At 71.7% G+C, this 17,710-nt stretch carries 15 protein-coding genes; 14 read left to right on the top strand and 1 reads right to left on the bottom strand.

Going from position 1 to position 17,710, the window contains the following annotated elements; translation table 11 throughout:
* Positions 1 to 144: 144 nt before the first annotated feature.
* The gene (bldD, locus tag ACH4F2_RS34435; protein ID WP_398136652.1) at positions 145 to 648 is read right to left on the bottom strand and encodes a transcriptional regulator BldD; all 504 of its coding nucleotides are present in this window, start codon (positions 646 to 648) and stop codon (positions 145 to 147) included.
* Positions 649 to 946: 298 nt separating this feature from the next.
* Here bldD and pyrR point away from each other — a divergent pair, with 298 nt between their 5' ends.
* The 14 genes from pyrR to ACH4F2_RS34365 all read left to right on the top strand — a co-directional run bounded on the left by pyrR (position 947) and on the right by ACH4F2_RS34365 (position 17,577).
* A complete protein-coding gene (gene pyrR, locus ACH4F2_RS34430) occupies positions 947 to 1,537 on the top strand; it encodes a bifunctional pyr operon transcriptional regulator/uracil phosphoribosyltransferase PyrR (RefSeq protein ID WP_398136651.1) in 591 nt (196 codons plus the stop codon).
* 114 nt (positions 1,538 to 1,651) lie between these two features.
* Positions 1,652 to 2,632, top strand: coding sequence for an aspartate carbamoyltransferase catalytic subunit (locus ACH4F2_RS34425; RefSeq protein ID WP_398136650.1), 981 nt, complete (start codon positions 1,652 to 1,654; stop codon positions 2,630 to 2,632).
* 5 nt (positions 2,633 to 2,637) lie between these two features.
* Positions 2,638 to 3,924, top strand: coding sequence for a dihydroorotase (locus tag ACH4F2_RS34420; RefSeq protein WP_398136649.1), 1,287 nt, complete (start codon positions 2,638 to 2,640; stop codon positions 3,922 to 3,924).
* Complete coding sequence (locus ACH4F2_RS34415; protein WP_398136648.1) at positions 3,921 to 4,487, top strand: hypothetical protein; 567 nt, start codon at positions 3,921 to 3,923, stop codon at positions 4,485 to 4,487. Before ACH4F2_RS34420 ends, ACH4F2_RS34415 begins: the two co-directional genes overlap by 4 nt.
* The gene (gene carA, locus ACH4F2_RS34410; RefSeq protein ID WP_398136647.1) at positions 4,484 to 5,626 is read left to right on the top strand and encodes a glutamine-hydrolyzing carbamoyl-phosphate synthase small subunit; all 1,143 of its coding nucleotides are present in this window, start codon (positions 4,484 to 4,486) and stop codon (positions 5,624 to 5,626) included. Before ACH4F2_RS34415 ends, carA begins: the two co-directional genes overlap by 4 nt.
* On the top strand, positions 5,619 to 8,927 hold the full coding sequence (gene carB, locus ACH4F2_RS34405) for a carbamoyl-phosphate synthase large subunit (RefSeq protein WP_398136646.1): 3,309 nt from the start codon (positions 5,619 to 5,621) through the stop codon (positions 8,925 to 8,927). Before carA ends, carB begins: the two co-directional genes overlap by 8 nt.
* Positions 8,928 to 9,015: 88 nt before the next feature.
* Positions 9,016 to 10,122, top strand: coding sequence for a quinone-dependent dihydroorotate dehydrogenase (locus ACH4F2_RS34400; protein WP_398136645.1), 1,107 nt, complete (start codon positions 9,016 to 9,018; stop codon positions 10,120 to 10,122).
* Positions 10,119 to 10,967 carry an orotidine-5'-phosphate decarboxylase gene (pyrF, locus tag ACH4F2_RS34395; RefSeq protein ID WP_398136644.1) on the top strand — a complete coding sequence of 283 codons (849 nt, stop codon included), beginning with the start codon at positions 10,119 to 10,121 and terminating at the stop codon, positions 10,965 to 10,967. Before ACH4F2_RS34400 ends, pyrF begins: the two co-directional genes overlap by 4 nt.
* Before the next feature lie 223 nt (positions 10,968 to 11,190).
* A complete protein-coding gene (locus ACH4F2_RS34390; RefSeq protein ID WP_003977346.1) occupies positions 11,191 to 11,514 on the top strand; it encodes an integration host factor in 324 nt (107 codons plus the stop codon).
* 37 nt (positions 11,515 to 11,551) lie between these two features.
* Positions 11,552 to 12,145: a guanylate kinase gene (gmk, locus tag ACH4F2_RS34385; protein WP_398136643.1), complete on the top strand. Its 594-nt coding sequence runs from the start codon at positions 11,552 to 11,554 to the stop codon at positions 12,143 to 12,145.
* An 80-nt stretch (positions 12,146 to 12,225) separates the two neighbouring features.
* Positions 12,226 to 12,498, top strand: coding sequence for a DNA-directed RNA polymerase subunit omega (gene rpoZ, locus ACH4F2_RS34380; protein WP_003977348.1), 273 nt, complete (start codon positions 12,226 to 12,228; stop codon positions 12,496 to 12,498).
* Positions 12,499 to 12,621: 123 nt separating this feature from the next.
* Entirely contained in the window at positions 12,622 to 13,824 is a 1,203-nt protein-coding gene (gene coaBC, locus ACH4F2_RS34375) for a bifunctional phosphopantothenoylcysteine decarboxylase/phosphopantothenate--cysteine ligase CoaBC (protein ID WP_398136642.1), read from the top strand.
* Positions 13,825 to 14,064: 240 nt separating this feature from the next.
* Positions 14,065 to 15,273 (top strand): methionine adenosyltransferase, encoded by a 1,209-nt coding sequence (gene metK / locus ACH4F2_RS34370; RefSeq protein ID WP_398136641.1) that lies wholly within the window; start codon positions 14,065 to 14,067, stop codon positions 15,271 to 15,273.
* 153 nt (positions 15,274 to 15,426) lie between these two features.
* Entirely contained in the window at positions 15,427 to 17,577 is a 2,151-nt protein-coding gene (locus ACH4F2_RS34365) for a primosomal protein N' (protein ID WP_398136640.1), read from the top strand.
* The last annotated feature ends 133 nt before the right edge of the window (positions 17,578 to 17,710 follow it).

Genomic DNA, 17,710 nt, shown 5'->3' with positions numbered 1-17,710 from the left:
CCCGCGGCGGGGGGGGCGGGCCCCCGGGGGGGTCCCCCCCCCCCCCCCCCCCCCCGGCCCCCCCCCCCCCCCCGGGGGGGGGGGCCCCCCCCCCCCCCGCCCCCCCCCCCCCGGGCGCCACGTTTCTGCTGAGGCGGTCGCGCCTCAGACCTCCTCGTGGGACGCCACCGCGCGGCGCGCGTCCGCGTCCAGGACACCCCAGCTGATCAGCTGCTCGGTGAGGACCGAGGGCGACTGGTCGTAAATGACGGCGAGCGTGCGCAGGTCGTCCTGACGGATCGAGAGCACCTTGCCGTTGTAGTCACCGCGCTGCGACTGGATCGTGGCCGCGTAACGCTGCAGCGGACCCGCCTTCTCGGCCGGCACCGTGGCCAGCTGCTCCAGGTCCAGGACCAGCTTCGGCGGCGGCTCGGCGGCACCGCCCGGGGTGGTGCCCGGCAGCAGCTCCTGCACGGGAACGCCGTAGAAATCCGCCAGTTCGGCGAGTCGCTGCACGGTCACGGCACGGTCGCCGCGCTCGTACGAACCGACCACGACGGCCTTCCAGCGGCCCTGGGACTTCTCCTCGACACCGTGGAGGGAAAGGCCCTGCTGGGTGCGGATGGCCCGGAGCTTGGCCCCGAGCTGTTTGGCGTATTCGCTGGACATATGGCTCCCCGGACAAGGTGTCGACGCGACCTGCAGTGTTGCGTGCCGCGCGGCTGGTAACTCACTGTGAGGTTACGCAGCGTTACTCTTCTGCGTCAAGCCGAATGGTCCGCACCGACTCTTCCGTGGTATCCGCGATCCGTTACTCCGAGCGGGTGACGTGAGTGCGGCAGAAGAGTGACGGGGGAGTGTCCGGGGTGCCATCCGGGGCGCCCTTGTGAGCCTGATACCGTAGGTGGCGCATATCCGACGTCCTTTAACGTCCGTCCCGTGAGGCGGAGAAGGAGGTCCGTTTCTTATGGACAAGCAGATCAAGCAGCAGGACGCGCGGTCCGACGCGCGGCCCGTTCTCGAAGGGCCCGACATCGCACGGGTCCTGACCCGCATCGCCCACGAGATCGTCGAACGCGCCAAGGGCGCCGACGACGTGGTGCTCCTCGGCATTCCGACCCGGGGCGTCTTCCTCGCCCGCCGGCTCGCCGACAAGCTCGAGCAGATCACCGAGCGCAAGATGCCGGTCGGCTCGCTCGACATCACCATGTACCGCGACGACCTGCGCATGCACCCGCCGCGTGCGCTGGCCCGTACCGAGATCCCCGGTGACGGCATCGACGGCCGCCTTGTCGTCCTCGTCGACGACGTGCTCTTCTCCGGCCGCACCATCCGCGCCGCCCTCGACGCGCTGAACGACATCGGCCGCCCGCGCGCGGTGCAGCTCGCGGTCCTCGTCGACCGCGGCCACCGCGAACTGCCCATCCGCGCCGACTACGTCGGCAAGAACCTCCCCACGTCGCTGCGGGAGACGGTCAAGGTCCAGCTCGCCGAGGAGGACGGTCGCGACACCGTGCTGCTCGGCGCCAAGCCGGCCGCCCCGGGCGCCCACCCCTAGCACCTCGCGTACGCGCCCAGTCGTGCCGTACGCCCGCTCGGTGTGCCCACACGCACGCCCGGCCGCCCGAATTATCCCGCTCTTCCGCATGAATCGCCCTACGGAGCCTGACAGATGCAGCGTCATCTCATCTCGGCCGCCGACCTCACCCGCGACGACGCCGTCCTGATCCTCGACACCGCCGAGGAGATGGCCCGGGTCGCGGACCGGCCGATCAAGAAACTGCCGACCCTGCGCGGCCGTACCGTCGTCAACCTCTTCTTCGAGGACTCCACCCGGACCCGGATCTCCTTCGAGGCCGCCGAGAAGCGCCTGTCCGCGGACGTCATCAACTTCACCGCCAAGGGGTCGAGCGTCTCCAAGGGCGAGTCCCTGAAGGACACCGCCCAGACCCTGGAGGCCATGGGCGTCGACGCCGTCGTCATCCGGCACGGAGCCTCCGGCGCCCCGTACCGCCTGGCCACCTCCGGCTGGATCGACGCCCACGTCATCAACGCGGGCGACGGCACCCACCAGCATCCCACCCAGGCACTGCTGGACGCCTTCACCATGCGCCGCCGCCTGGTCGGCCGCGACACCGGCCTCGGCAAGGACCTCGGCGGCCGGCGCATCACCCTCGTCGGCGACATCCTGCACAGCCGGGTCGCCCGCTCCAACGTCGACCTGCTGCACACCCTCGGCGCCGAGGTCACCCTCGTCGCCCCGCCCACCCTGCTGCCGGTCGGCGTCGAGACCTGGCCCTGCGAGATCTCCTACGACCTCGACTCGACGCTGACCAAGTCCGACGCGGTGATGCTGCTGCGCGTGCAGCGCGAGCGCATGAACGCCGCGTTCTTCCCGACCGAGCGCGAGTACTCCCGCCGCTACGGCCTGGACGGCGACCGCATGGCGAAGATGCCCGATCACGCCATCGTGATGCACCCCGGCCCGATGGTCCGCGGCATGGAGATCACCGCGGAGGTCGCCGACTCCGACCGATGCACCGCCGTCGAGCAGGTCACCAACGGCGTCTCCATCCGGATGGCCGTCCTGTACCTGCTGCTCGGCGGCAACGAACCCGCCGTGACCCACGCCCGCACCACCGAGGAGAAGTAAGACAGATGAGCAAGACCCTGATCCGCGGTGCGAAGGTGCTCGGCGGCGAGCCGCAGGACGTGCTGATCGACGGCTCCGTCATCGAGGCGGTCGGCCAGGGCCTGTCCGCCGAGGGCGCCGACGTCGTAGAGGCCGACGGCAAGGTGCTGCTGCCCGGCCTGGTCGACCTGCACACCCATCTGCGCGAGCCCGGCCGCGAGGACTCCGAGACCGTCCTGACCGGCACCCGCGCGGCGGCGACGGGCGGCTACACCAGCGTCTTCGCCATGGCCAACACCTTCCCGGTCGCCGACACCGCCGGCGTGGTCGAGCAGGTCTGGCGGCTCGGCAAGGAGTCCGGCTACTGCGACGTGCAGCCCATCGGCGCCGTCACCGTCGGCCTGGAGGGCGGCAAGCTCGCCGAGCTGGGCGCCATGCACGAGTCCGCGGCCGGCGTCACCGTCTTCTCCGACGACGGCAAATGCGTCCACGACGCCGTGATCATGCGCCGCGCCCTCGAGTACGTGAAGGCCTTCGGCGGCGTCGTCGCCCAGCACGCCCAGGAGCCCCGGCTCACCGAGGGCGCCCAGATGAACGAGGGCGTCGTCTCCGCCGAGCTGGGCCTCGGCGGCTGGCCGGCGGTCGCCGAGGAGTCGATCATCGCCCGGGACGTGCTGCTCGCCGAGCACGTGGGCTCCCGCGTCCACATCTGCCACCTGTCGACGGCGGGCAGTGTCGAGATCGTCCGCTGGGCCAAGTCTCGCGGCATCGACGTCACCGCCGAGGTCACCCCGCACCACCTGCTCCTCACCGACGAGCTGGTCCGGTCGTACAACCCGGTCTACAAGGTCAACCCGCCGCTGCGCACCGAGCGCGACGTGATGGCCCTGCGCGAGGCGCTCGCCGACGGCACGATCGACATCGTCGCCACCGACCACGCCCCGCACCCGCACGAGGACAAGGACTGCGAGTGGGCCGCCGCCGCCATGGGCATGGTGGGCCTGGAGACCGCGCTGTCGGTGGTCCAGGAGACCATGGTGGACACGGGTCTGCTGGACTGGGCCGGCGTCGCCGACCGGATGTCCTTCAAGCCCGCCAAGATCGGACAGGCCACCGGGCACGGCCGTCCCGTCTCGGCTGGTGAGCCCGCCAACCTCACCCTCGTCGAGTCGGCATACCGTGGCCGGGTGGACCCCGCGGGCTTCGCCTCGCGCAGCCGCAACACCCCGTACGAGGGTCGTGAGCTGCCGGGCCGTGTGACGCACACGTGGCTGCGGGGCAAGGCCACGCTCGTCGACGGGAAGCTCACGTGACACCTGTAATCCTGCTGGCCGCCGAGAAGGAATCGGCGGAAGTGACCGACTGGGCCGCCCGCGTCGGCTGGGTCGTGGGCCTCGGCCTGTTCGTCGCGCTCGTCTACTGGCTGATGCGCGAGGGCTGGAAGTGGCGCAGCACCCTCCAGGGCGACCTGCCGGAGCTCCCCACCGCGCCGGACGCCGCCGGCCCGGCGAAACTGAGCCTGAGCGGCCGCTACCACGGCTCCACCAGCGCCGGACAGTGGCTGGACCGCATCGTGGCGCACGGCCTGGGCACCCGCAGCCGGGTCGAGCTCACGCTGACGGACGCGGGCCTGGACGTCGTACGCCCCGGCGCGAACGACTTCTTCGTCCCCGTCGCCGCGCTGCGCGAGGCCCGCCTCGACAAGGGCATCGCCGGCAAGGTGCTCACCGAGGGCGGCCTGCTGGTCGTCACCTGGGTGCACGGCGACAAGCTGATCGACTCCGGCTTCCGCTCGGACCACGCGGCCGAGCACAACGAGTGGGTCGAAACACTGAACGACATGATCAACAAGACGGAAACGGAAGGCGCACGATGACGACCTCCACCAGGGGAGTTGCCAAGACTCCCGCCGTACTCGTCCTGGAGGACGGCCGGATCTTCCGCGGCCGTGCCTACGGGGCCGTGGGGGCCACGTTCGGCGAAGCCGTGTTCTCCACCGGCATGACCGGCTACCAGGAGACCCTCACCGACCCGTCGTACCACCGCCAGGTGGTCGTGATGACCGCCCCGCACATCGGGAACACGGGCATCAACGACGAGGACATGGAGTCCAAGAAGATCTGGGTCTCCGGCTACGTCGTCCGCGACCCCGCGCGCGTGCCCTCCAGCTGGCGCTCCCGCCGCACGCTGGACGACGAGCTGGCCGCCCAGGGCGTCGTCGGCATCTCCGGCATCGACACCCGCGCCCTCACCCGCCACCTGCGCGAGCGCGGCGCCATGCGCGTCGGCATCTTCAGCGGGGACGCGATCCAGGACGACGCCGCGCTGCTGGCCCGTGTCCAGGAAGCCCCCGAGATGACCGGCGCCGACCTCTCCGCCGAGGTCGCCACCACCGAGGCGTACGTCGTCCCGGCGATGGGCGAGAAGAAGTTCACCGTCGCCGCCGTCGACCTCGGCATCAAGGGCATGACCCCGTACCGGATGGCCGAGCGCGGCATCGAGGTGCACGTGCTGCCCGCCACCGCGACCGTCGAGGACGTGTACGCCGTCGACCCCGACGGCGTGTTCTTCTCCAACGGCCCCGGCGACCCGTCCACCGCCGACCACCCGGTCTCCGTCATGCAGGGCGTCCTGGAGCGCGGCACCCCGCTCTTCGGCATCTGCTTCGGCAACCAGATCCTCGGCCGCGCCCTGGGCTTCGGCACCTTCAAGCTGAAGTACGGCCACCGCGGCATCAACCAGCCGGTGCAGGACCGCACGACCGGCAAGGTCGAGGTCACCGCGCACAACCACGGCTTCGCCGTCGACGCCCCGCTCGACAAGGTCTCCGACACCCCCTACGGCCGCGCCGAGGTCTCCCACGTCTGCCTCAACGACAACGTGGTGGAAGGCCTCCAGCTCCTCGACAAGCCGGCCTTCAGCGTCCAGTACCACCCCGAAGCGGCAGCCGGCCCGCACGACGCCGCCTACCTGTTCGACCGCTTCGTGAACCTCATGGAGGGCCAGCGTGCCTAAGCGCACCGATATCCAGTCCGTCCTGGTCATCGGCTCCGGCCCGATCGTCATCGGCCAGGCCGCGGAGTTCGACTACTCCGGCACCCAGGCCTGCCGCGTGCTCAAGGCCGAGGGCCTGCGCGTCGTCCTGGTGAACTCCAACCCGGCGACGATCATGACCGACCCGGAGATCGCCGACGCCACCTACGTCGAGCCGATCACCCCCGAGTTCGTCGAGAAGATCATCGCCAAGGAGCGGCCCGACGCCCTGCTGCCCACCCTGGGCGGCCAGACGGCCCTCAACACCGCCATCTCGCTGCACGGCAACGGCGTCCTGGAGAAGTACGGCGTCGAGCTGATCGGCGCCAACGTGGAGGCCATCAACAAGGGCGAGGACCGCGACCTGTTCAAGGAGGTCGTCGAGGAGGTCCGCAAGAAGATCGGCCACGGCGAGTCGGCCCGGTCCTACATCTGCCACTCCATGGACGACGTCCTCAAGGGCGTCGAGGAGCTCGGCGGCTACCCGGTCGTCGTCCGTCCCTCCTTCACCATGGGAGGCGCCGGTTCCGGCTTCGCCCACGACGAGGAGGAGCTGCGCCGCATCGCCGGCCAGGGCCTCACCCTCTCGCCGACCACCGAGGTGCTCCTGGAGGAGTCCATCCTCGGCTGGAAGGAGTACGAGCTGGAGCTGATGCGCGACAAGAACGACAACGTCGTGGTCGTCTGCTCCATCGAGAACTTCGACCCCATGGGCGTCCACACCGGCGACTCGATCACCGTCGCGCCCGCGATGACGCTGACCGACCGCGAGTACCAGGTGCTGCGCGACGTCGGCATCGCGATCATCCGCGAGGTAGGCGTCGACACCGGCGGCTGCAACATCCAGTTCGCGGTGAACCCCGAGGACGGCCGCGTGATCGTCATCGAGATGAACCCGCGCGTGTCGCGTTCCTCGGCACTCGCCTCCAAGGCGACCGGCTTCCCGATCGCGAAGATCGCCGCCAAGCTCGCCGTCGGCTACACGCTGGACGAGATCCCGAACGACATCACGCAGGAGACCCCGGCCTCCTTCGAGCCGACCCTCGACTACGTGGTCGTCAAGGCCCCGCGCTTCGCCTTCGAGAAGTTCCCGAGCGCGGACTCCACGCTGACCACCACCATGAAGTCGGTCGGCGAGGCCATGGCCATCGGCCGCAACTTCACCGAGGCCTTCCAGAAGGCGCTGCGCTCGCTGGAGAAGAAGGGCAGCCAGTTCACGTTCGTCGGTGAACCCGGCGACAGGAAGGCGCTGCTGGAAGAGGCCGTCCGGCCGACCGACGGCCGGATCAACGCCGTCATGCAGGCCATCCGCGCGGGCGCCACGCCCGAGGAGGTCTTCGAGTACACGAAGATCGACCCCTGGTTCGTCGACCAGCTCTTCCTCATCAAGGAGATCGCCGACGAGCTCGCCGAGGCCCCCGAGCTGACCGTCGACCTGCTCGCCGAGGCCAAGCGGCACGGCTTCTCCGACCAGCAGATCGGCGAGATCCGCGGCCTGCGCGAGGACGTCGTCCGCGAGGTGAGGCACGCGCTCGGCATCCGCCCGGTCTACAAGACGGTCGACACCTGCGCCGCCGAGTTCGCCGCGAAGACGCCGTACTTCTACTCCTCCTACGACGAGGAGACCGAGGTCGCGCGACGCGAGAAGCCGGCCGTCATCATCCTGGGCTCCGGCCCGAACCGCATCGGCCAGGGCATCGAGTTCGACTACTCCTGCGTCCACGCCTCCTTCGCGCTGAGCGACGCCGGGTACGAGACCGTGATGGTCAACTGCAACCCGGAGACCGTCTCCACCGACTACGACACCTCCGACCGGCTGTACTTCGAGCCGCTCACGCTGGAGGACGTCCTGGAGATCGTCCACGCCGAGCAGCAGGCCGGTCCGGTCGCGGGCGTGGTCGTCCAGCTGGGCGGCCAGACCCCGCTCGGCCTGTCGCAGGCGCTGAAGGACAACGGCGTGCCCGTCGTCGGCACCCCGCCGGAGGCCATCCACGCCGCCGAGGACCGGGGCGCCTTCGGCCGGGTCCTCGCGGAGGCCGGCCTGCCCGCCCCCAAGCACGGCACCGCCACCACCTTCGCCGGTGCCAAGGCCATCGCCGACGAGATCGGCTACCCCGTCCTGGTGCGGCCCTCCTACGTCCTCGGCGGACGCGGCATGGAGATCGTCTACGACGAGGCCCGCCTCGAGTCGTACATCGCCGAGTCGACCGAGATCAGCCCGTCCCGCCCGGTGCTGGTCGACCGGTTCCTGGACGACGCGATCGAGATCGACGTGGACGCTCTGTACGACGGCGAGGAGCTGTACCTCGGCGGCGTCATGGAGCACATCGAGGAGGCCGGCATCCACTCCGGCGACTCGGCGTGCGCCCTGCCCCCGATCACGCTGGGCGGCTTCGACATCAAGCGGCTGCGCGCCTCCACCGAGGGCATCGCCAAGGGTGTCGGTGTGCGAGGCCTGATCAACATCCAGTTCGCGCTGGCCGGGGACATCCTCTACGTCCTGGAGGCCAACCCGCGCGCCTCCCGCACCGTCCCCTTCACCTCCAAGGCGACCGCGGTGCCGCTGGCCAAGGCCGCCGCCCGCATCTCGCTCGGCGCGACCATCGCCGAGCTGCGCGCCGAGGGCCTGCTCCCGGCCACCGGTGACGGCGGCGAGCTGCCGCTGGACGCGCCGATCTCCGTCAAGGAGGCCGTGATGCCGTGGTCCCGCTTCCGGGACATCCACGGCCGCGGCGTCGACACGGTCCTCGGCCCGGAGATGCGCTCCACCGGCGAGGTCATGGGCATCGACTCGGTCTTCGGCACGGCGTACGCCAAGTCGCAGGCCGGCGCGTACGGCCCGCTGCCGACCAAGGGCCGGGCGTTCATCTCGGTCGCCAACCGCGACAAGCGCTCGATGATCTTCCCGGCCCGCGAGCTGGTCGCCCACGGCTTCGAGCTGATGGCCACCTCCGGCACCGCCGAGGTCCTGCGCCGCAACGGCATCAACGCCACCGTCGTGCGCAAGCAGTCCGAGGGCACCGGCCCGAACGGCGAGAAGACCATCGTCCAGCTGATCCACGACGGCGAGGTCGACCTCATCGTCAACACCCCGTACGGCACCGGCGGCCGCCTCGACGGCTACGACATCCGTACGGCGGCCGTGGCACGCTCCGTGCCGTGTCTGACGACGGTCCAGGCGCTCGCCGCGGCGGTCCAGGGCATCGACGCCCTCACCCACGGCGACGTGGGAGTGCGCTCTCTCCAGGAACACGCCGAGTTCCTGACCGCGGCCCGCGACTAGCAGCCCCGAGGGGGACACCGGAAACGGTGTCCCCCTCTTCATGAGCCCATGAGCCCCAGAGGGCTCTACCCAGGCTTCACGAGGACACATGTACAAGATCTTCTTCAAACTCCTCTTCTCCCGCATGGACCCGGAGCAGGCCCACCACCTCGCCTTCCGCTGGATCCGCCTCGCCGCCCGCGTCCCCGTGCTGCGCACCTTCGTCGCCGCCGCGCTCGCGCCGCGCCACAGGGAGCTGCGCACCGAGGCCCTCGGCCTGCGCATGCACGGGCCCTTCGGGCTCGCCGCCGGCTTCGACAAGAACGCGGTCGCGATCGACGGCATGGCGATGCTCGGCTTCGACCACGTCGAGATCGGCACGGTGACCGGGGAGCCGCAGCCCGGCAACCCCAAGAAGCGGCTGTTCCGGCTCGTGGGCGACCGGGCGCTGATCAACCGCATGGGCTTCAACAACGACGGCTCGCTGGCCGTCGCCGCCCGCCTGGCCTCCCGTACGCCCGTCTTCCGGACCGTCGTCGGCGTCAACATCGGGAAGACGAAGGCCGTCCCGGAGGAGGAGGCCGTCGACGACTACGTGAAGTCCGCCGAGCGACTGGCCCCGCACGCCGACTACCTCGTCGTCAACGTCTCCTCCCCGAACACGCCCGGCCTGCGCAACCTCCAGGCCACCGAGGCGCTGCGTCCGCTTCTCACCGCGGTCCGCGAGGCCGCCGACCGCGCGGTCACCGCGCGGCGCGTCCCCCTCCTGGTCAAGATCGCGCCGGACCTCGCCGACGAGGACGTCGACGCGGTCGCCGACCTGGCCGTCGAGCTGGGCCTGGACGGGATCATCGCGACCAACACCACCATCGCGCGCGAGGGACTCGGCCTGACGTCCTCGCCCGTCCTCGTCCGGGAGACCGGCGGCCTGTCCGGCGCGCCCCTCAAGGCGCGCTCCCTGGAGGTGCTGCGCCGCCTCTACGCGCGCGTGGGCGACCGGATCACCCTGGTGGGCGTCGGCGGCGTCGAGACCGCCGAGGACGCCTGGCAGCGCATCCTGGCCGGGGCCACGCTGGTCCAGGGCTACAGCGCCTTCATCTACGAAGGTCCGTTCTACGCTCGCGACCTCCACAAGGGGCTCGCCGCACGCCTGCGGCAGAGCCCGTACGCCACCCTCGCCGACGCGGTCGGCGCCGACGTGAGGAAGCCCCGATGAGCGGTACGACCGAACCCTTCGGCGCACGCCTGCGCCGTGCCATGGACGAACGCGGGCCGCTGTGCGTCGGCATCGACCCGCACGCCTCTCTGCTCGCCGAGTGGGGTCTGAACGACGACGTGGCCGGTCTGGAGCGTTTCAGCCGCACCGTCGTGGAGGCGGTGGCGGACCGGGTGGCCGTGCTCAAGCCGCAGAGCGCCTTCTTCGAGCGCTTCGGGTCGCGTGGCGTCGCAGTTCTGGAGAAGTCGGTCGAACAGGCGCGGGCGGCCGGCGCGCTGGTCGTCATGGACGCCAAGCGCGGCGACATCGGCTCGACCATGGCCGCGTACGCCGAGTCGTTCCTGCACAGGGACTCCCCACTGTTCTCCGACGCGCTGACCGTCTCGCCCTACCTCGGCTACGGGTCCCTCGGGCCGGCCGTCGACATGGCGCGCGAGAACGGCGCGGGCCTGTTCGTGCTGGCGCTGACCTCCAACCCGGAAGGCGGCGAGGTCCAGCACGCGGTCCGCGACGACGGGCGCAGCGTCGGGGCGACGATGCTGGCGCACCTGGCCGCTGAGAACGCGGGGGAGGCGCCCCTCGGGTCCTTCGGCGCGGTCGTCGGCGCCACCCTCGGCGACCTGTCGTCGTACGACCTGGGCATCAACGGCCCGCTCCTGGCACCCGGCATCGGCGCGCAGGGCGCCACCCCCGCGGATCTGCCGCGGGTCTTCGGCGACGCGGTGCGCAACGTCGTTCCCAACGTCAGCCGGGGTGTTCTGCGTCACGGTCCCGATGTGGCCGCGTTGCGGAAGGCCGCGGACCGTTTCGCGGCGGAGGTCAGGACGGCGGTCGCGGCGGCCTGACTCTGGATACACCCTCAAATCAGAGGCAATATGTCCAATATGCCCGACCTGACAAAGGCTGACCAGGACTTTTCCGCTGTTCTCGCTGACTCTGGCGGACTTGACCGCTAGTCTCCGACAGGAGTCAACGGGCGAGCGTGTTGCTCGTGGCTCCCCAGGTGTGGGGCGACTAGGTTCCTCACCGGTCCGTATCCGACAGTTCGACATCCGAGGTGACGTAGGCGTGGCTCTTCCGCCCCTTACCCCTGAACAGCGCGCAGCCGCGCTCGAAAAGGCCGCCGCGGCTCGCCGGGAGCGGGCCGAGGTCAAGAATCGACTCAAGCACTCCGGTGCCTCCCTCCACGAGGTCATCAAGCAGGGCCAGGAGAACGACGTCATCGGCAAGATGAAGGTCTCCGCCCTCCTCGAGTCCCTGCCGGGCGTGGGCAAGGTCCGCGCCAAGCAGATCATGGAGCGACTGGGCATCTCCGAGAGTCGCCGTGTGCGTGGGCTCGGTTCCAACCAGATCGCCTCCCTTGAGCGCGAGTTCGGCAGCACCGGCAGCTGAGTCCGGAGCACTCCGGGACAACTGGAATAATCGCAGCATGGCTGCAACACCCCGGGGGACGTCCCCCGTACCCCCGGACGCACGTCCGCGGCTGACCGTGCTCTCCGGCCCCTCGGGGGTCGGCAAGAGCACGGTCGTCGCCCATATGCGCAAGGAACACCCCGAGGTCTGGCTGTCGGTCTCGGCGACGACCCGCCGGCCCCGTCCCGGCGAGCAGCACGGCGTCCACTACTTCTTCGTCACCGACGAGGAGATGGACAAGCTGATCGCCAACGGCGAGCTGCTGGAGTGGGCCGAGTTCGCCGGCAACCGCTACGGCACGCCGCGTGCGGCCGTACTGGAGCGCCTGGAGGCCGGTGAGCCGGTGCTTCTGGAGATCGACCTCCAGGGCGCGCGGCAGGTCCGCGAGTCCATGCCGGAGGCTCAGCTGGTGTTCCTGGCCCCGCCCTCCTGGGACGAGCTGGTGCGCAGGCTCACCGGCCGGGGCACCGAGCCGCCGGAGGTGATCGAGCGCCGCCTCGCCGCGGCCAAGGTCGAGCTGGCGGCCGAGCCCGAGTTCGACCAGACCCTGGTCAACACCTCCGTCGAGGACGTGGCGCGCGAGCTGCTAGCCTTGACGAACGTCGTGTGATCGTCACTGGTCCGCTGATCCCGACCGGTCGGCCGACCGGTCACCCGACTGAATCTTTCCCATCCATCGGAAGGTAGAGCGTGTCCTCTTCCATCTCCGCGCCCGAGGGCATCATCAACCCGCCGATCGACGAGCTCCTCGAGGCCACGGACTCGAAGTACAGCCTCGTGATCTACGCGGCCAAGCGGGCCCGTCAGATCAACGCGTACTACTCGCAGCTCGGCGAGGGCCTCCTCGAGTACGTCGGTCCGCTCGTCGACACCCACGTCCACGAGAAGCCGCTCTCGATCGCCCTGCGCGAGATCAACGCGGGGCTGCTGACCTCCGAGGCCATCGAAGGTCCGGCGCAGTAGTACCGACCACATCGGCGGTCGTATTCTCAGCCTGAAGCTGACTTGTCCACAGGCCCGGCAGTCCGACTGTCGGGCCTGTGGTGTGTGATGGGTCCTACGCGATATCCGAGTCGGGGAGAGACGGTGGACAAGCCCAAGGTCGTTCTGGGGGTCAGCGGCGGCATCGCCGCGTACAAGGCCTGTGAGCTGCTGCGCAGGTTCACGGAGTCGGGGCACGAGGTCCGGGTCGTCCCCACCGCCTCCGCGCTGCACTTCGTCGGCGCCGCCACCTGGTCCGCCCTGTCGGGCAACCCCGTGTCGACCGAGGTGTGGGACGACGTCCACCAGGTCCCGCACGTGCGCATCGGCCAGCACGCCGACCTCGTCGTCGTCGCCCCGGCCACCGCCGACATGCTCGCCAAGGCCGCCCACGGCCTCGCCGACGACCTCCTCACCAACACGCTGCTCACGGCCCGCTGCCCGGTCGTCTTCGCCCCCGCCATGCACACCGAGATGTGGGAGCACCCGGCCACCCGGGAGAACGTGGCGACGTTGCGCCGCCGCGGCGCGGTCGTCATCGAGCCGGCCGTCGGCCGCCTCACCGGCGTCGACACCGGCAAGGGCCGGCTGCCCGACCCGGGCGAGATCTTCGAGGTCTGCCGCCGGGTGCTCGCCCGCGGCGCGAGCGAGCCGGACCTCGTCGGACGGCACGTCGTCGTCAGCGCCGGCGGCACCCGGGAGCCCCTGGACCCCGTCCGCTTCCTCGGCAACCGCTCCTCGGGCAAGCAGGGCTACGCCCTGGCCCGCACCGCCGCCGCCCGGGGCGCCCGCGTCACGCTGGTCGCGGCGAACGCGTCGCTGCCGGACCCGGCCGGCGTGGACGTGGTCCCGGTGGGCACGGCCGTGGAACTGCGCGAGGCGATGCTGCGCGCCGCGGTGGACGCCGACGCCGTCGTCATGGCCGCGGCCGTCGCGGACTTCCGCCCGGCGGCGTACGCCGCCGGGAAGATCAAGAAGAAGGACGACCAGGAGCCCGCGCCGATCGCCCTGGTGCGCAACCCGGACATCCTCGCGGAGATCGCCGCCGAGCGGGCCCGCTCCGGTCAGGTGGTCGTCGGCTTCGCCGCCGAGACCGACGACGTCCTCGCCAACGGCCGGGCCAAGCTGAAACGCAAGGGCTGCGACCTCCTCGTGGTGAACGAGGTGGGGGAGCGCAAGACCTTCGGCTCCGAGGAGAACGAGGCCGTGATCCTCGGCGCCGACGGCAGCGAGACCCCGGTGGCGCACGGCCCGAAGGAAGCGCTGGCCGAGACCGTCTGGGACCTCGTTGCGGAACGGCTCGGCTGAATGACTCATTCACTCCCCCCGCCCCGCGAACCCCGCGCATTCGAGCGTGGCGGCTCTGGCCAAGGGCGCTCCGTTCCGGGCAGAATGCCCGTGCCGCAGGTCACAGCCCTTCCGACAGCCGAGACGGGTGAGTCCACGGCCGAGTGCGACCGATAAACTGTTCTCGGACGTCGCCGGGTGCAGCTCCCCGTGCCGTCCACCAATGATCAGCCAGCAGCCGCTGCAACCCCAGGGAGCGTTGTGTCCCGTCGCCTGTTCACCTCGGAGTCCGTGACCGAAGGTCACCCCGACAAGATCGCTGACCAGATCAGCGACACCATTCTCGACGCGCTTCTGCGTGAGGACCCGACTTCCCGGGTCGCCGTCGAAACCCTGATCACCACCGGCCTGGTGCACGTGGCCGGCGAGGTCACGACCAAGGCCTACGCGGACATCGCCACACTGGTCCGCGGCAAGATCCTGGAGATCGGCTACGACTCCTCGAAGAAGGGCTTCGACGGCGCGTCCTGCGGTGTCTCGGTCTCGATCGGTGCGCAGTCCCCGGACATCGCGCAGGGCGTCGACACGGCGTACGAGAACCGGGTCGAGGGCGACGAGGACGAGCTGGACCGGCAGGGCGCCGGTGACCAGGGCCTGATGTTCGGCTACGCGTCCGACGAGACGCCGACCCTGATGCCGCTGCCGGTCTTCCTGGCGCACCGCCTGTCCAAGCGCCTGTCCGAGGTCCGCAAGAACGGCACGATCCCCTACCTGCGCCCGGACGGCAAGACGCAGGTCACCATCGAGTACGACGGCGACAAGGCCGTCCGTCTCGACACGGTCGTCGTCTCCTCCCAGCACGCGAGCGACATCGACCTCGAGTCCCTGCTGGCTCCCGACATCAAGGAATTCGTCGTCGAGCCGGAGCTGAAGGCGCTGCTCGAGGACGGCATCAAGCTCGACACGGAGAACTACCGGCTTCTGGTCAACCCGACCGGCCGCTTCGAGATCGGCGGCCCGATGGGCGACGCCGGCCTGACCGGCCGCAAGATCATCATCGACACGTACGGCGGCATGGCCCGCCACGGCGGCGGCGCCTTCTCGGGCAAGGACCCGTCCAAGGTGGACCGCTCCGCCGCGTACGCGATGCGCTGGGTCGCCAAGAACGTCGTCGCCGCGGGCCTCGCCGCCCGCTGCGAGGTCCAGGTCGCCTACGCCATCGGCAAGGCCGAGCCGGTCGGTCTCTTCGTGGAGACCTTCGGCACCGCCAAGATCGACGCCGAGAAGATCGAGAAGGCGATCGACGAGGTTTTCGACCTCCGCCCGGCCGCCATCATCCGCGACCTCGACCTGCTCCGCCCGATCTACGCCCAGACCGCGGCGTACGGCCACTTCGGCCGCGAGCTTCCCGACTTCACCTGGGAGCGCACGGACCGCGTGGACGCGCTGCGGCAGGCGGCGGGGCTGTAAAACGCTCCGCCCGACGGCACGTCGCGAGGCCCGGTGTCCCCGGTGGGGGGCGCCGGGCCTCGACGCGTCCGCGGGCGGGCAGGGCCGGCCGGTGGCGCGGCGACGCGCACCGGGCGCCGCCCGTTGTCAGTGGTCTTTGGTAGGAATGCAGGCGTGAGCAGCGAGAACGAACCGGCGGGCGGTGGCGCGAAGGACGCGCCGCCCGAGCAGCTCGCGCTCATCCGGGAGAGCGTGCGCAAGGCGAAGGCACCGCGGGCCAAGCCGCGGACCTGGCGCGGAGCCGCGCTCGCCAAGGAGTTGCCCGTCGCCCGGGTGCTCGTCGACAAGGGCGTACTCCATCTCGACCGGTACTTCGACTACGCCGTGCCCGAGGAGCTCGACGCCGAAGCCCAGCCCGGTGTGCGGGTGCGGGTGCGGTTCGGGGCCGGGCGGCACCGGGTGCGGGACGGGCGGCGCGAGGGCGGGGGGCTCATCGACGGCTTCCTCGTCGAGCGGCTCGCCGAGTCCGACTACGCGGGTCCGCTGGCCGCACTGGCCCAGGTCGTCTCGCCGGAGCGGGTGCTGGACGAGGAGTTGCTGGGGCTCGTGCGGGCGGTCGCCGACCGGTACGCGGGCAGCCTCGCCGACGTGCTGCAGCTCGCCGTACCCCCGCGCAACGCGCGCGCCGAGAAGCGGGCCTCACCGGAGCCGCTGCCACCTCCGCCCGTGCCGGAGCCGGGGTCCTGGGCCCGGTACGAGCAGGGGCCGGCGTTCGTCGCGGCTCTCGCCTCGGGGGGCGCGCCGCGCGCGGTGTGGAACGCGTTGCCCGGCCCGCGGTGGAGCGAGGAGCTGGCGCGGGCCGTGGCGGCGACGCTGGCCTCCGGCCGCGGCGCGCTCGTCGTCCTGCCGGACGGGCGGGCCGTCGCCCGTGCCGACGCCGCGCTGACCGCCCTGCTGGGCGAGGGACGGCACGCGGTGCTCACCGCCGACGCAGGGCCCGAGAAGCGGTACGCGCAGTGGCTCGCGGTGCGCCGAGGGGCCGTACGGGCCGTCGTCGGGACCCGCGCCGCCATGTTCGCGCCGGTGCGGGACCTCGGGCTGGTCGCCCTCTGGGACGACGGGGACGACAACCACAGCGAGCCGCACGCCCCGCAGCCGCACGCGCGCGAGGTACTGCTGCTGCGTGCCGCCCAGGACAGGTGCGCCTTCCTGCTGGGCGGCTGGAACTGCACCGTGGAGGCCGCTCAGCTCGTGGAGACCGGCTGGGCGCGGCCGCTGGTCGCCGCGCGGGACCAGGTGCGGGCCGCCGCCCCGCTCGTACGGACCGTGGGGGACCAGGACCTGGCCCGCGACGAGGCCGCCCGGGCCGCACGGCTGCCGACGCTCGCCTGGCAGGCGGTCAGGGACGGGCTGCGGCAGGGGCCGGTGCTCGTGCAGGTGCCCCGGCGGGGCTACGTACCGCGGATGGCGTGTGCCGCGTGCCGGACGCCCGCGCGGTGCCGGCACTGCTCCGGCCCGCTGGAAGGCCAGGAGTCCGGGTCCGCGCTGCGGTGCGGATGGTGCGGGCGGGAGGAGAGCGGCTGGCACTGCCCGGAGTGCGGGGCCTTCCGGCTGCGCGCGCAAGTCGTGGGGGCGCGGCGCACCGCCGAGGAACTGGGGCGCGCCTTCCCGGCGGTGCCCGTGCGCACCTCCGGGCGTGAGCACGTGCTGGACACCGTGTCCGAGGCCCCCGCGCTGGTCGTGAGCACCCCGGGCGCCGAACCCGTCGCCGAGGGCGGCTACGCGGCGGCCCTGCTGCTGGACGGCTGGGCGATGCTCGGCCGTCCCGACCTGCGCGCCGGCGAGGACGCGCTGCGGCGCTGGCTGGCCGCCGCCGCCCTGGTGCGCCCGCAGAGCGCCGGCGGCACGGTCGTCGCGGTCGCCGAGCCGACCCTGCGGCCGGTGCAGGCGCTGGTGCGCTGGGACCCCGTCGGCCACGCGGTGCGGGAACTGGCCGAGCGGGCCGAGCTGGGCTTCCCGCCGGTGTCGCGGATGGCGGCCGTGGCGGGGCCGGCGGAGGCCGTGGCCGGCTTCCTGAGCGCCGTCGAACTGCCGCACGAGGCCGAGGTGCTGGGTCCCGTGCCGCTGCCGGTCACGCCCGCGGGGCGGCCGCGGCGGGCGGGCGCCCCGCCGCCCGGGGAGCACTGGGAGCGGGCGCTGGTCCGGGTGCCGCCGGGGCGTGGGGCCGCGCTGGCCGGTGCGTTGAAGGCCGCTCAGGCGGCGCGGACGGCGCGGGGGAGCGACGCCCCGGTGTGGGTGCGGATCGATCCGCCCGACATCGGCTGAGGGATGTACGGCACAGAGGCGCGGGGGGGCCCCCCCGGCGCCCCCGGGGGGGGGCCCGGCGCGGGGGGGGGGGCGGGGGGGGGGGTGGGGGGGGGGGGGGGGGCCGGGGGCGGGGCGGGGGGGCGCGGGGCGG

The sequence above is a fragment of the Streptomyces sp. NPDC017890 genome (assembly GCF_044328675.1).
Classification (GTDB): Bacteria; Actinomycetota; Actinomycetes; order Streptomycetales; family Streptomycetaceae; genus Streptomyces.
This window is presented reverse-complemented; position numbering and strand designations above follow the sequence as displayed.